This window comes from Flavobacterium sp. (genome assembly GCF_041392085.1).
Classification (GTDB): Bacteria; Bacteroidota; Bacteroidia; order Flavobacteriales; family Flavobacteriaceae; genus Flavobacterium.
This window is the reverse complement of record NZ_JAWKMW010000012.1, coordinates 55,584-69,503: the sequence shown is the minus strand read 5'-3', so window position 1 is coordinate 69,503 and position 13,920 is coordinate 55,584. Positions and strand designations below refer to the sequence as shown.

Genomic DNA, 13,920 nt, shown 5'->3' with positions numbered 1-13,920 from the left:
CAAAGATACAACTTGCCGTTTATGATTTCACAATTTTTTTCTTCAAATCTACTTTTCCTTTGACAACAGGTTGAGATTGTAGATCATCCAAAACATTGAGAGCTTCTTCAACATAAATGTCTTTTGAAAGGCTTTCAAACCAACGCTCTCTTTTTTCTTTGAACGATTCGTCTTTATTCATTAATTCAAAATCTTGAGGAATTGGTTTAAAAACTAAATCATTTTTATAATCATAGATTGGTTTAAACTGTTTGCTTTTTTCTTCTAAACTTTTTTGTTCTGTAGTAAAAGAATCTAAGTTCAAACTATAAACATAAGCATCTCTACGCTCTTTTGTCCATCTTGCACTCTTTTCAATTAACTGGAAATGTTCGTTTTTAGCCATTCGTAATTTACTATTTTGAACAGCTTTATCAAAATTTGTCTGTTTATCCCAAATGTTGAAGGAAGCAGGGTCAATTTTAGTCCAAGGCATTGCATTGTCCAAATCTCTCTCACCAATATCGATGTAGGCATAACGGTCAGGCATCTCTACATCGCTGGTTACTCCTTCAAGTTGAGTAGATCCTCCGTTGATTCGATAAAATTTTTGAGTAGTTGTTTTCAAGGCTCCTAAATCCCCTACTGTATTTCCACGCACAAATTGATTCAAATCTATAACATTTTGGACAGTCCCTTTACCATATGTTTGCTTACTCCCTATCACAACACCTCTTTTATAGTCTTGAATAGCAGCAGCTACAATTTCTGAAGCAGATGCTGAAAAATTATTAACCATTACAACCAATGGCCCGTCCCATTGAATTTTAGGATCTCTGTCAAACAAAACTTCTTTTTTGGTTCCTGCAGACTTAATTTGCACAACCGGTCCTTGTTCGATAAACAAACCGGTAATATCAACAGCAGTTTTTAATGAACCTCCACCGTTGTCACGAACATCCATGATGATTCCTTTGACGCCTTGTTCTTTTAAACGTTCAACTTCAATAGCCACATCTTTACCGGCATCGCGACTGTCTTGATTTTCGAAATCAATATAAAACTTCGGTAAATATATAATCCCATATTTTATTCCGTTTCTTTCAACGACACTAGATTTTGCGTAGGTTTCTTCGGTTTCAACCATATCGCGAATCAGGGAAATTACTTTCATTGTACCGTCTACTTTTTTTACGGTTAATCTCACTTCGGTTCCTTTGGGCCCTTTTATTTTTTTTACAACATTGTCTAAACGCATTCCTACAATATCAACAGGTTCCTCGTCACCTTGAGCTACTTTTAGAATAATATCTCCTTGTTCAAGTTCCTTTCCTCTCCAAGCCGGTCCGCCTGATATTAACTCTGTGATTTCGGTTAAATCATTTTTCTTTTGTAGTCGAGCCCCAATACCTTCAAATTTACCACTTATACTCACATCAAAACGTTCTTTATCATCCGGAGCCATATAATTTGTATGAGGATCAAATCGGGACGCAATGGCATTAACAAAAACCCCAAACCAATCATTTCTATCCAATTCTTTGATAAAAGTGAAATAATCGTCTAACGATTTTAACGAACTTTCTCTGGTTTCTTTTTCAAGTTCCTCAAAAGTTTTTGGTGCTTCATTTTTCTTTTCATTTTTTGATTTTTCATCAACAACACCATTTTTTTCATCTTCTTGTAACTTGATTCTATCCGTTAATGAAGATAGTGTTGAAAGCTTAATTTGCTTTCTCCAACGTTCTTTTAACTCAGATGTGTTTTTCGCATAGGGCAACTTTTCATAGTCTGTATTAATCGTCTCATTAAGCTTATAATCAAATGGTTTGTCTAAAATATCTTTATAGTATTTTTGACTTTCAAGCATTCTTTTTAAATACGTATTGTAAGTTAAATCAAAAAATGATAAATCTTTATTCTTAATTTGATCATCAATCAATGTTTCGTATTTAGCAAATTCATTGATGTCTGACTGTAGAAAAAAACGCTTAGAAGGATCAAGAGCTTCAATATAATCTTTGTATATACCTTTTGATAAATTGTCATCAATGGCTGCGGGGTCATAATGGCCTCTTTCAATCACAAAAGTTAATAATTCTATTAAAAGTTTGTCTTTTTCAGGATTCGAACTATTAATCTTGTTTGAGTCTATAGCATTAAATGCCAACAGTGAAACTGACAGAACGACTATCAACAACACCAATTTAAGGTTTTTCTTCATATATAACAATATATTTTTCATTGTACTTCTGCTTAAGTAGCCATAAAAATTATGCCACTTCTTTAGGAATTTAAATATTAAGTAAATTAATTTTAAAAAAATAACTTATACAAACAAAGTTATAAAATTTGTTACGCTTAAAAACCTTAAAAAGAGTTAATTTTGTTTTCTTTAGGAAATGATAAAACTAAATTTGTAATTGATTTCAAGTTAAATTCAAAAATAATCATTTTTCAATGAACAAAAAACCGCTCATTTTGGTCACCAACGACGATGGAATTTCTGCCCCCGGAATAAGAGCTTTGATTGATGTAATGAAACAATTGGGTGATGTAGTTGTTGTAGCACCCGATAGCCCACAGAGTGCCATGGGTCATGCTATAACCATCAATAACACACTATTCATCAACAAAGTAAATTTTGACGCAGCTGTAAAAGAAGAATACAGTTGCTCTGGGACACCGGTTGATTGTGTAAAATTAGCAGTGAATGAAATTTTGAAGCAAAAGCCTGATTTATGCGTTTCTGGGGTCAATCACGGTTCAAATTCATCCATTAATGTCATTTATTCAGGAACCATGAGTGCTGCGGTGGAGGCAGGCATTGAAGGAATTCCCGCTATTGGTTTTTCACTTTTGGATTATGACTGGAATGCAGATTTTGAACCCATTAAAAATCATATTGAAACTATTGCTTCGGAAGTACTAAAAAACGGTTTACCGGAAGGCGTAATTTTGAACGTAAACTTTCCTAAATTAAAAAAAGAGGCTATTAAAGGGATAAAAATATGTCGCCAAGCAAAGGCCTTTTGGAAAGAAGAATTTGATAAACGTAAAACACCTCAAGGGAAAGATTATTATTGGCTTACCGGAGAATTCATTAATCAAGACAAAGGTGAAGATACAGACGAATGGGCACTTGCCAATGGTTATGTTTCTATTGTTCCGGTGCAATATGACTTGACTGCTCATCATGCCATACAAAAATTAAACACTTATAAATTCAATTAATAATGCAGAAAACAGAGTTAATCATTGGGTTTTTAATCGGAATTATAGGAGCATTTATTGGTGTTTTTCTTTTTATTACATTTTTTACTGATTTTGATTTTGCAGATGGTGTGATTGCTTTACAATCTCAAAATTCGTTAGGCAAATTAATTGCTTTAGGTGCTGTAATTAATGTGGCTTTATTTTTTATTCTATTAAAATTCAATAAAGAACTAATGGCTAGAGGAGTTATTTTAGCAACTATTGTTTTAACCCTAGTTACCTTATTTGTTTAAAATGAAGTATTACATCATAGCCGGTGAAGCTTCCGGCGATTTGCACGGATCTAATCTAATAAAGGCACTTCTTGAAGAAGATCCTTTGGCTACCATTCGATTTTGGGGTGGCGACTTGATGCAAAGGGCAGGTGGTACTTTGGTAAAACACTACAAAGAATTGGCTTTTATGGGTTTTGCAGAAGTGCTATTTAACCTCAAAACCATCCTAAGCAATATACATTTTTGTAAAAAAGACATCGATCAATTTCAGCCGGATGTAATTATTTTTATTGATTATCCGGGTTTTAATATGCGAATTGCTGAATGGGCTAAAAAGAAAAACTTTCCAACACATTATTATATTTCACCACAAATTTGGGCTTGGAAAGAAAACCGAATCAAAAATATAAAACGAGACATTGATAAATTGTATGTAATTCTTCCTTTTGAAAAAGATTTTTACGAAAAAAAACATCATTTTCCGGTAGAATTTGTTGGTCATCCACTAATTGACGCAATTCATAATCGAACAAAAGTAAACGAGTCAAACTTTAGACAAGAGCATCGTTTAGACAATAGGCCAATCATTGCTCTATTGCCCGGTAGCAGGAAGCAGGAAATCAATAAACTCTTAAACCAAATGCTGGCTATTGTAGATGATTTTCCGGACTACCAATTCGTTATTGCAGGAGCTCCCGGACAGGATTATGCTTTTTACAAACAGTTTTTAACAAATAAAGCAGTTCATTTTATTTCAAATAAAACGTATGATTTGTTAAGTATTGCACATGCAGCCTTAGTAACATCAGGAACGGCAACACTTGAATCAGCTCTTTTTAAAGTACCTGAGGTGGTTTGTTACAAAGGAAATTGGATTTCATATCAAATTGCAAAACGAATTATTACCTTAAAGTATATTTCACTTGTGAATTTAATTATGGATGAAGAAGTGGTAACAGAGTTAATTCAAAATGAATGCAATGCTACAAAAATAAAAATTGAATTAACTAAGGTTTTAGATGAAAACCACCGCCAAAAATTACTGAAAAAATACCATTTATTGGAAAATAAATTAGGTGGTGAAGGAGCAAGTAAAAAAGTTGCAAGATTAATTGTGAAGGGAATTTCTTGATTACTACAATTCTATTTTTTAACTTTGTACAAATTAATAATTCTTGAAAAACCTTGCTTTTATAACTTTTTTGTTGTTGTTTTTGGTGGGATGTAAACCTACCTCATCAGGTATTATAACCTCAAAAAATGAAGCCCAAAAAAAGGGTGTTTATTCTTCTCCAAAAACTACTCAGACCGTCGCAAAAAATTCTAAAACATCCGAAAGCAAAAAATCTACTGGAAAAACAAAAAAGTCTAGAATCACTGAATCAGACGATAGCGATTTTATTCCCGATACTGAAGATACTTCTTATTTTGTACAACAACTCATCAGCTTTGCTATGCAATTTGAAGGTGTACGTTACCGAGGTGGAGGTACCACATCCGCTGGAATGGATTGCTCCGGTTTGGTGAGTACCGTTTTTAAAGAATATGATATTACTCTCCCCAGAAGATCCGTTGACATGTCTAAGGTGGGAAAGAAGCTAAAACTAAAAGACGTTAAAAAAGGTGATTTGGTTTTTTTTAAAACCGGCAGTCGAGGTGTTATCAACCATGTTGGCTTGGTTACCGAAGTAAACGATGATGAAATTTTGTTCATCCATTCATCTGTCCAACGAGGGGTAATCGTATCATCTTCTAAAGAGCCTTACTACCAAAGAACATTTGTCCAAGCCAATCGAATTCTGTCTGAGGAACATTTTTAATTGTCATTTTTTTATTACTAATTATTTTTTTTACTACTTTCGTTAGTATGAAAGTAATAAAATTTCCTACTATTATTATTACCGTTTGTTTGATTGTAGGGATTTTAGTTTCTAACCAAGTCAAACCAACCGTTTATTTAGGATTACTGATTGTTTCAGCAATATTAATTCCTTTTTCAATTTTATACTTTCTTCTGAGAAAAAATTTGAAATTCAGATTGAGTTTTGGCATATTCTCTTATTTATTGGCTTTTGCGGTAGGATTTTTGCTTTTTGCAATACACTACCCTAAAAACCAAGATTCGCATTATTCCAATTTAGGTTTTGATTCTTCCAATAAAAATATTGTGAAGGGCATTGTTTCAGAAAAACTGAAGCCAAATCAATTTTCATTCAAATATTTTATGGAAGTTGAATCTGTTAACCAAGAACAAACAAAAGGAAAGCTTTTACTTATCTTGAATAAAAAAGGGGTGTTAAAAGAGTTTGAAATTGGAGATGAAATTATAGTTAATGCAATCATTAAACCCATTATAAGACCTCATAATCCCTATCAATTTAATTATGCAGCCTATTTAGAAAAAAAAGATGTTTTTGACCAACTTTATTTAGAAAACAACAATTATTCTTTAGTTGGAAAAAAGGAAAATTTAAATTCTTTCTTAGAAAAAACAAGGTCTAAAGTTGTTACTTTATTTGAAAAAGAAAACATTCCAACAGAAAGAATAAATATTATGAAAGCCCTGTTTTTGGGTCAACGCCAAAATATTGAAGAAGAAACTATAACAAATTATTCAAAATCCGGTGCAATACATATTTTAGCAATTTCGGGTCTACATATCGGTATATTACTGTATTTTTTTAAAGCACTATTAAAACCACTCGAACGAATTAAGTATGGCAGCATTATAACACCCATCCTTTTGGTTGTAATTTTATGGTCTTTTGCTTTGCTTTCAGGTCTATCTGCTTCGGTAGTAAGAGCTGTAACGATGTTTACTTTTGTTAGCATTGGGATGTACATCAATCGAGAAACCAACATCTACAATACATTAGGTTCTTCTATCTTAATTTTACTTCTTTTTAAACCAAATTTTATTTTTGATGTAGGCTTCCAGCTAAGTTATTGTGCTGTTTTTGCTATCGTAGCTATACAACCTTTACTTAGCAAAATATGGGTTCCTAAAAATAAAATTCTAAGTTATTTTTACGATATCCTAACTGTTTCATTTGCTGCTCAAATTGGAGTTTTACCACTAAGTATCTACTATTTTCATCAGTTTCCCGGTTTATTTTTTGTCACCAACTTAGTAATAATACCGTTATTAACAGTGATATTAGTCACTGGAATAGTTGCTATTCTACTCTCTAGTTTGGGAATTTATTTGTCGTTTCTAATCAAACTGCTCTCTGAATTAATTGGGTTTATGAATAAGTACGTAGAAATAGTTTCTTCATTTGAACAATTCATTATCAAAGATATTCCATTCAACTATTATATATTGTTGGCCTCACTTATAGTGATAGTCTGTACATTTCATTGTTTTAAAAAACCTACTCCTATACGAATCATTTGGTGTTTAGTTTCAATTTTTATCTTTCAAATTTCAATTATTGGGTCGATAATAATACATAAAAACCAAAATGAGTTTATCATTTTTCAATATCCTAAAAGTACTATTTTGGCTAGTAAAGAAAACAATTCCATTGTTTTGCATAGCAATGATTCTTTGGTAAACTCAAATTATGTGATCAAAAATTACATCCAAAACAATTTTGGAAGAATTGACAGTGTTTCAAGACTTCAAAATGTATATTGGGTTAATAAAACCAAGATTTTGGTTATTGATGAAAAAGGTATTTATAAGCTTCCTCAAAAACCTGAAATAGTCTTGTTGACCCAATCCCCTAAAATTAATCTTGAGCGATTAATTGTTGAATTGAATCCACAAGTCATTATTGCAGATGGCAGTAATTATAAAAGTCTTATTACTGCTTGGAAAATGACTTGTCTGCAAAAAAATATCCCTTTTCACTCTACCAGCGAAAAGGGATATTATCGAATTCATTTAGACTGATTATTTTTTTACTAAAAATTGATTGGCAACTTCTATCCATTTTAATGGTCCGCCACCAACGTAGCCGGTTTTGCCCAATTGTTGCAAATTAATTTGTTCTCCATTCTTTTGAGGCGTAACAAACCAAATGGTAGGATAGCCTGAAACATTAAATATCTTCTGCAACTGTGCATTTTGTTGAGCCAAAGCAGGTTCTAATTTTGTTTTTCTGGGAAAATCCAATTCCACCAGCACAACATCATTAGCCCATTCTTTAAATTCCGGTTTTAAAAAAACCTCTTTTTGCAGTTTGATGCACCATCCACACCAATCACTTCCTGTAAAAAACAAGAGCATTGGTTTGTTTGTTTCCGATGAAATACTAATTGCTTTATTTATGTCTGTGTGCCAAGTTAATTCTTGTGAGGTAACTGTATTCACTGCACAAAGAAAAAATAAAAATAGAATCAATTTTCTCATTATTTTACTTCTTTTAGTTCTGCTAATAATTGATCGGCTTGGTAATACCCTACAATTACTTTAGCAACATCACCTTTTTTATCCATTACATACATTGAAGGATAGCCTTCAACTTTTAAAAATTCTGTAAATTCATGCATGCTGTTTCTTCCTTTTCGGTTGGCATCATAGCCTGGATTTGAATATTTTTTCCCTTTATAATTAACAGTGGTATTTCCTTCGCCATTAAATTTTACTGCATAATAATTGGCATTAATATAGTCAGCAAATGCTTTGGTTTGAAAGGTGTTTTTATCCAACATTTTACAAGGACCACACCAATCGGTATAGACATCCATAAAAATTGGTTTTGGATTTTTCTTTTGTAAAGCCATGGCATCATCAAAACTCATCCATTTAATTTCTTGTGCTTGTGTGAAAGAAACGGTTATAAAAGTAATAAGTAAGAATATCTTTTTCATAGTAAATTATTTTAAAATCTTTATTTTCAAAAATGATGCCGAAAATTATCGAACACCATGCATTAGTTTTTTGATGAAAGGTTGAAAAACAATTGAAATAATTCCAATAGCAATAGAGACAAAAGTTAACATCCAAAAGAAGTAACTAATTCCTTTTTCATCGGCTATTTTATCAATATTTTCTCCAAATTTAGCGGCTCCTTTCATTCCGATAGCAACAGCTAAGTACCAAATCCCGAACATCATTGCAATCATTCTAGCCGGTACTAATTTGCTTACGTAGGATAATCCAACTGGTGAAATACACAATTCACCCATCGTGTGAAACAAATATACTAAAATTAGCCAAATCATACTTACGGATGCGGTTTTTGCCCCTGGTTCAATTCCAGCAGATCCAAATGCCACACACGCCATCCCTAATGCTAATAAAAACATTCCAATTCCATATTTCATATTTGCAGATGGATTGTATTTACTTTCCCACCATTTTGAAAACAATGGAGCTAAACTGATGATAAACAAAGAATTAAGGGTCGAAAACCAAGAAGCTGGAACTTCTAATGTTTCTTCTTGGTATTGGTTATAAAGCATCCAAAGTGCAATTCCCCATACAATCACGAAACTAAATGCCAAAATTATATTAGCGAGAGCATATTTTTTAAATGTTTGTTTAAATAATAAATAAAGAACCCAAGTAATAATTGCCAAAGGGACAACGGTTATAAGTCCGTTTACAATTTTAAAAATCGTTCCTGCACTTCCATCCAAAACGCGATTGGTATAATCTTTAGCAAAAATAGTTAACGTTCCGGGAGATTGTTCAAATATTGCCCAAAAGAAGATAGTCAAAAAAGCAAAAAAGGTAACGGCAATTAATTTTTCCTTTGTTATTTGTGAATAATTCTGAAGCCTGTAAATCAATAAGAAAATAAATAAAATCAAAGCCAGAAGAATGGTAAAATTATTACCGGACAATCCCATGACATTAAAGTTGAAGATATCAACCGCACCGCTAGAAATAATCTTAGCCGGTTCGAAAATAATCCAAACCAGGCCTAAAACCACAGTAATTGCTATTATAACCAATTGCCAAACCGGAAATGGATTCAATTTATCATTGAATTCATCTGCTAATGTTACTTCTTTTTTAACCGGTTTTAAACCAATAGTACCAAAAATATCTTGTGATAACCAAAATTGTAAAGTCCCAAAAAACATAAAAATTCCGGCTAAACCAAAACCCCAACTCCATCCTACCATTTCACCCAAATAACCACATAAAAGAATACCAAAAAAGGCCCCGGCATTTACACCCATATAAAAAATAGTATATGCTCCATCTTTCTTGTCTTGACGATCTTTATACATTTCAGAAATTATTGATGTCATATTCGGTTTAAAAAAACCATTCCCAAAAACCAATAAAGCAAGACCTAAATAAATTGAAAATTCAGTTTCAATAGCCATCGAAGCGTGCCCTAAAGTCATCAAACCGGCACCAACAAATACGGCCATTCTATAACCAATTTTTTTATCAGCAAAATAGCCCCCCATCATCGTTGACAAATAGACCAACCCCACATAGGAACCAAATAATGCCATAGCTTGTTCTCTATCCCAAGCCCAGCCACCATCAATTAATGCTGAAGTTAAAAACATTACTAATAAAGCTCTCATTCCATAGAATGAAAAACGTTCCCACATTTCGGTAAAAAACAAGACAAAGAGTCCTGAAGGATGACCTAGGACTGTGCTTTTGAAAAATTGATCGGTTGAGTTTGTTTCCATAATTTTATTTGATTCCGTGCATTAATTTTTTAAGAAGTGGAGAGAGCAAAAGTAAGATTCCTCCAAAGATTAATCCTACCCAAAATAATTTTGAGAATAAATCTGTATAACTAGCAAGAGCGACAGTAACATCAGTAACTTGACCTCCTTCTGTATCAATTTTGGCTAAATTTGCTAAAACGGCTGCTATAAATTCTGAACTGGCTGTGGCTAAAAACCAAACCCCCATCATGAAACCAACTATTTTCTGTGGAGCTAATTTTGTAACGGATGACAAACCAACAGGAGACAAACAAAGCTCACCCATTGTGTGAAGAAAATAAGCCAATACCAGCCAAATCATTGCTATTTTAGCACCATCATCGGTTACATTTGCACCTATCACTAACATTCCAAATCCTAATCCAACTAAAATGATAGCAAGTGCAAATTTTACTGGTGTATTAGGATTGTATTTCCCTAATTTTACCCATAAATTAGCAACTACAGGAGCAAAAATAATAATAAATAATGCATTTAAACTTAGGAACCAAGGTCCAGGAATAGTCCATCCAAAAAACTGACGGTCTAAAACGCGATCGGCATATAAATTCATTGATGTATATGCTTGTTCAAATAAAGCCCAAAAGACAACTGAAAAGATAATCAAAACAGTCAAGGCTAACAAACGCTCACGTATAACTTTTTCTTCTTTAATACTGTAAAAAATAATCATCAACAAAGCAATTGCTCCTGTTATTCTCAACATCCAATCCACAACAGTATGTCGTTGTACCATTTGAGCAATAATAAACAAACTGGCAATAGATAAAATGTAAATCAACCATTCTACAGATATTCCTGCAAAAACTTTCTTCTTCAAAATTTCAGGATTTTTTGGTTCTGCCTTACCCATTAAATACTTTTGACCATAAATAAAAGTAACCAATCCTAAAATCATTCCAATTCCTGCAGCTCCAAAACCGTAACCCCAACCATAATTTTCTCCTAACCAACCACATAATAATGTAGCCACAAAAGAACCTAAATTAATTCCCATGTAGAAAATGGTAAAACCGGAATCTCTTCTAATATCTTCTTTTTCATAAAGTGCCCCAACTATAGACGAAATATTGGCTTTTAAAAACCCAACGCCTAAAATGATCAAAGAAAGTGAAAAGAAAAAGGCTTGTAAAGCAAATGTGTCTTGAACAACTTCACCATTTTCAGCTAAATAAGCTTGATGTCCTTCATAAGCTAAACCAATATGACCGAGCACCAATAAAACTCCACCAAAAATAACTGCTTTTCTAAATCCTAAATATTTATCGGCTAAATATCCGCCCACAACCGGAAGAGCATAAACCATTGCTGCATATCCTCCTACAATAAAATTCCCTGCTTCATCAGTAAATAGATGGTATTTTACCAAGTAATAAATTAGTAAAGCTTTCATTCCATAAAAAGAAAATCGTTCCCACATCTCGGTGAGGAAAAGAATAAAAAGCCCAATTGGATGTCCGAATAATTCTTTTTTGTCCAGCGAAGTATCGTTTGTCATAAGTTTGATTATAAATTAGCTTTTAAATAGTTTGTCATTTTGGTATATAATTGTAAGCGTATTTTTCCACCATAAATTCCGTGGTTTGTGTCGGGATAAATGGCTTGGTCAAATTGCTTGTTGGCCAATTGTAAAGCACGAATCATACGGGTTGCATTCTGAAAATGTACGTTATCATCGGCTGTGCCGTGAATGATTAAATAATTTCCTTTCAATTTATCTACGTGATTGATCGGCGAATTATCATCATAACCACTTGCATTTTCCTGTGGTGTTTGCATATATCTTTCGGTGTAAATCGAATCATAAAATCGCCAATTGGTTACCGGAGCAACGGCAATGGCTGTTTTAAACACGTCGTTTCCTTTTAGAATGCAGTTACTGGACATGAATCCGCCGTAACTCCAACCCCAGATTCCGATGCGGGTTTTATCGATATAAGGGTAATTTCCAAATGCTTTTGCGGCATCAATTTGGTCTTCGACTTCGTATTTTCCTAGTTCTTTTTGAGTAACTTTTTTGAAAGCAGCTCCTTTAAATCCGGTTCCTCTTCCATCTACACAAGCTACCAAATAGCCTTCTTGAGCCAGCATCATGTGCCAAAAATCATTCGCTCCCAACCATTGATTGGCTACTTGTTGTGAACCCGGTCCGCTGTATTGAAATAATAATAATGGGTATTTTTTTGTCGCATCAAAATCTTTCGGTTTGATAATGTAGGCATTTAATTTATGCCCTTTTTCAGTAGTTAATTCGAAGAATTCTTTTGTCGGAATATTATAGCTTTCTAATTTGGAAGCTAATTCTTTATTATCAACAATGGATTGAACTTGTTTTCCATCTTTTGAATTGTGTAATGTGTACAAAGTTGGTTCGGTTACACTAGAAAAAGAATTGATGAAGTATTGAAAATTCGGACTAAAAGTTGCTTTGTTGGTCCCTATTTTATTGGTTAATCGAACTTTACCTTTTCCATCTAATTTGATTGTATAAACATCACGATTAATTGAACCATTTTCAACCGATTGATAATAAACCTGACCGTTTTTTTCATCAAAACCGTAATAGGAAGTCACTTCCCAATTACCTTTGGTGATTTGGTTGCGAAGCTTTCCGTTTTTGTCGTAATGATAAATGTGATTAAATCCGTCTTTTTCGGAAGTCCAAATAAAACTGTTGTCTTTCAAAAAAGTCAAATTATCTGTAACATCCACATAAGCAGCATCTTTTTCATTTAAAACAACTTTTGTACTGCCGGTTTTAGCATCTACAAAAAGTAAATCCAACTTATTTTGATGACGATTTAACACTTGAATACTCAATGCATTGGCATCATTTGTCCATTTCATTCGAGCAATATAAAAATCATTGTATTGGCTCAAATTGATGTTTTTAGTTTGATTAGTTGCTACTTCGTATGTATACAAAGAAACCAACGCGTTTTTTTCACCCGCTTTTGGATATTTAAAAACCTCCTGCGAAGGATATAACTCTTTTCCATAAACATCCATCGAAAATTCAGGAACATCAGTTTCATCAAACTTAATGTAGGCTAGATGTGTACTGGAACTATTCCAATCAAAAGCTCTCACAAAAGCAAACTCTTCTTCATACACCCAATCGGTAATTCCGTTGATGATGTGATTTTTCTTTCCGTCTTTAGTAATTTGAGCATGCTTATCCGAAGCTAAATCATACACATATAAATTATTTTCATAACCATAAGCGATTTTCTTTCCATCGGGAGAAAACGTAGGCTCTTGAATTTTATAATCGGCAACTTTTTGTAATTTCTTCGATGCTAAATCAAAAATATAAAAATCGGCAACGGAAGAATGTCGATAAATTGGTTCTGAATTCATCGCAATTAACAGTTGCGTTTCAGTTGAATTGAAGGTATAACTATCAATGGATTTTAATTCTGAATGATTTTTCGTATCAATTAGCGTGCTTACTTTCTTCAACGTTGCAAAATCGAATAAATCAATTTGAAAACTTCTTGACGTTCTGTCGAAATTTAAAACTGTGTATTGGTTAGTGTTTTTAAGAGCTTGTAAAGCATCCATTCCTTTTGTTCGGAAAGTCCCTGAAGACCAAATATCTTCTAGGGTAATTTTTTGCTGACCTATAGCAGATGAGAATATAAGAAGTAAGAAACAAACGTGTTTAGAAAATTGATTCATTATAAATGCGTTAAAAAAAGATTCAATTTTAGTGAAAAAATTGGAATAAATCATGCTTTTTTCTGTTAAATAGCAGTTTTTGGATTTTTTTAAGTACTCTAAGATTTACAGTCGACTA

At 32.9% G+C, this 13,920-nt stretch carries 11 protein-coding genes; 5 read left to right on the top strand and 6 right to left on the bottom strand.

What is annotated here, in order from left to right; translation table 11 throughout:
* Nucleotides 1-19: 19 nt before the first annotated feature.
* A complete protein-coding gene (locus R2782_RS11220; protein WP_371268343.1) occupies nt 20-2,224 on the bottom strand; it encodes a carboxy terminal-processing peptidase in 2,205 nt (734 codons plus the stop codon).
* A gap of 215 nt (nt 2,225-2,439) precedes the next feature.
* Here R2782_RS11220 and surE point away from each other — a divergent pair, with 215 nt between their 5' ends.
* From surE to R2782_RS11195, 5 genes are read left to right on the top strand one after another with little or no spacing between them, the layout of a single operon-like run.
* Nucleotides 2,440-3,213, top strand: a complete 774-nt coding sequence (gene surE, locus R2782_RS11215; protein ID WP_371268342.1) for a 5'/3'-nucleotidase SurE — start codon at nt 2,440-2,442, stop codon at nt 3,211-3,213.
* Between the two features lie 2 nt (nt 3,214-3,215).
* Nucleotides 3,216-3,488 carry a hypothetical protein gene (locus tag R2782_RS11210; protein WP_371268341.1) on the top strand — a complete coding sequence of 91 codons (273 nt, stop codon included), beginning with the start codon at nt 3,216-3,218 and terminating at the stop codon, nt 3,486-3,488.
* A 1-nt stretch (nt 3,489) separates the two neighbouring features.
* A complete protein-coding gene (gene lpxB / locus R2782_RS11205; protein ID WP_371268340.1) occupies nt 3,490-4,602 on the top strand; it encodes a lipid-A-disaccharide synthase in 1,113 nt (370 codons plus the stop codon).
* A gap of 43 nt (nt 4,603-4,645) precedes the next feature.
* A complete protein-coding gene (locus tag R2782_RS11200; protein WP_371268339.1) occupies nt 4,646-5,290 on the top strand; it encodes a C40 family peptidase in 645 nt (214 codons plus the stop codon).
* 47 nt (nt 5,291-5,337) lie between these two features.
* The gene (locus tag R2782_RS11195) at nt 5,338-7,368 is read left to right on the top strand and encodes a ComEC/Rec2 family competence protein (RefSeq protein WP_371268338.1); all 2,031 of its coding nucleotides are present in this window, start codon (nt 5,338-5,340) and stop codon (nt 7,366-7,368) included.
* On the opposite strand, the gene R2782_RS11190 is transcribed toward R2782_RS11195, so the two are convergent.
* The 5 genes from R2782_RS11190 to R2782_RS11170 are packed head-to-tail and all read right to left on the bottom strand — an operon-like array spanning nt 7,369 to nt 13,802.
* Complete coding sequence (locus R2782_RS11190) at nt 7,369-7,827, bottom strand: thioredoxin family protein (protein WP_371268337.1); 459 nt, start codon at nt 7,825-7,827, stop codon at nt 7,369-7,371.
* Complete coding sequence (locus R2782_RS11185; protein ID WP_371268336.1) at nt 7,827-8,288, bottom strand: thioredoxin family protein; 462 nt, start codon at nt 8,286-8,288, stop codon at nt 7,827-7,829. Before R2782_RS11185 ends, R2782_RS11190 begins: the two co-directional genes overlap by 1 nt.
* A 45-nt stretch (nt 8,289-8,333) precedes the next feature.
* Nucleotides 8,334-10,079 (bottom strand): peptide MFS transporter, encoded by a 1,746-nt coding sequence (locus R2782_RS11180; protein ID WP_371268335.1) that lies wholly within the window; start codon nt 10,077-10,079, stop codon nt 8,334-8,336.
* 4 nt (nt 10,080-10,083) lie between these two features.
* Nucleotides 10,084-11,619 (bottom strand): peptide MFS transporter, encoded by a 1,536-nt coding sequence (locus tag R2782_RS11175; RefSeq protein WP_371268334.1) that lies wholly within the window; start codon nt 11,617-11,619, stop codon nt 10,084-10,086.
* 8 nt (nt 11,620-11,627) lie between these two features.
* On the bottom strand, nt 11,628-13,802 hold the full coding sequence (locus R2782_RS11170) for a S9 family peptidase (protein WP_371268333.1): 2,175 nt from the start codon (nt 13,800-13,802) through the stop codon (nt 11,628-11,630).
* Nucleotides 13,803-13,920: the final 118 nt, after the last annotated feature.

What these genes read in the sequence shown, in the direction of transcription:
- lpxB (WP_371268340.1), top strand. Translation starts at nt 3,490, where the DNA reads ATGAAGTATTACATCATAGCCGGTGAAGCTTCCGGCGATTTGCACGGA.
- R2782_RS11190 (WP_371268337.1), bottom strand. Translation starts at nt 7,827, where the DNA reads ATGAGAAAATTGATTCTATTTTTATTTTTTCTTTGTGCAGTGAATACA.
- R2782_RS11185 (WP_371268336.1), bottom strand. Translation starts at nt 8,288, where the DNA reads ATGAAAAAGATATTCTTACTTATTACTTTTATAACCGTTTCTTTCACA.
- R2782_RS11210 (WP_371268341.1), top strand. Translation starts at nt 3,216, where the DNA reads ATGCAGAAAACAGAGTTAATCATTGGGTTTTTAATCGGAATTATAGGA.
- R2782_RS11180 (WP_371268335.1), bottom strand. Translation starts at nt 10,079, where the DNA reads ATGGAAACAAACTCAACCGATCAATTTTTCAAAAGCACAGTCCTAGGT.
- R2782_RS11195 (WP_371268338.1), top strand. Translation starts at nt 5,338, where the DNA reads ATGAAAGTAATAAAATTTCCTACTATTATTATTACCGTTTGTTTGATT.
- R2782_RS11220 (WP_371268343.1), bottom strand. Translation starts at nt 2,224, where the DNA reads ATGAAAAATATATTGTTATATATGAAGAAAAACCTTAAATTGGTGTTG.
- surE (WP_371268342.1), top strand. Translation starts at nt 2,440, where the DNA reads ATGAACAAAAAACCGCTCATTTTGGTCACCAACGACGATGGAATTTCT.
- R2782_RS11175 (WP_371268334.1), bottom strand. Translation starts at nt 11,619, where the DNA reads ATGACAAACGATACTTCGCTGGACAAAAAAGAATTATTCGGACATCCA.
- R2782_RS11170 (WP_371268333.1), bottom strand. Translation starts at nt 13,802, where the DNA reads ATGAATCAATTTTCTAAACACGTTTGTTTCTTACTTCTTATATTCTCA.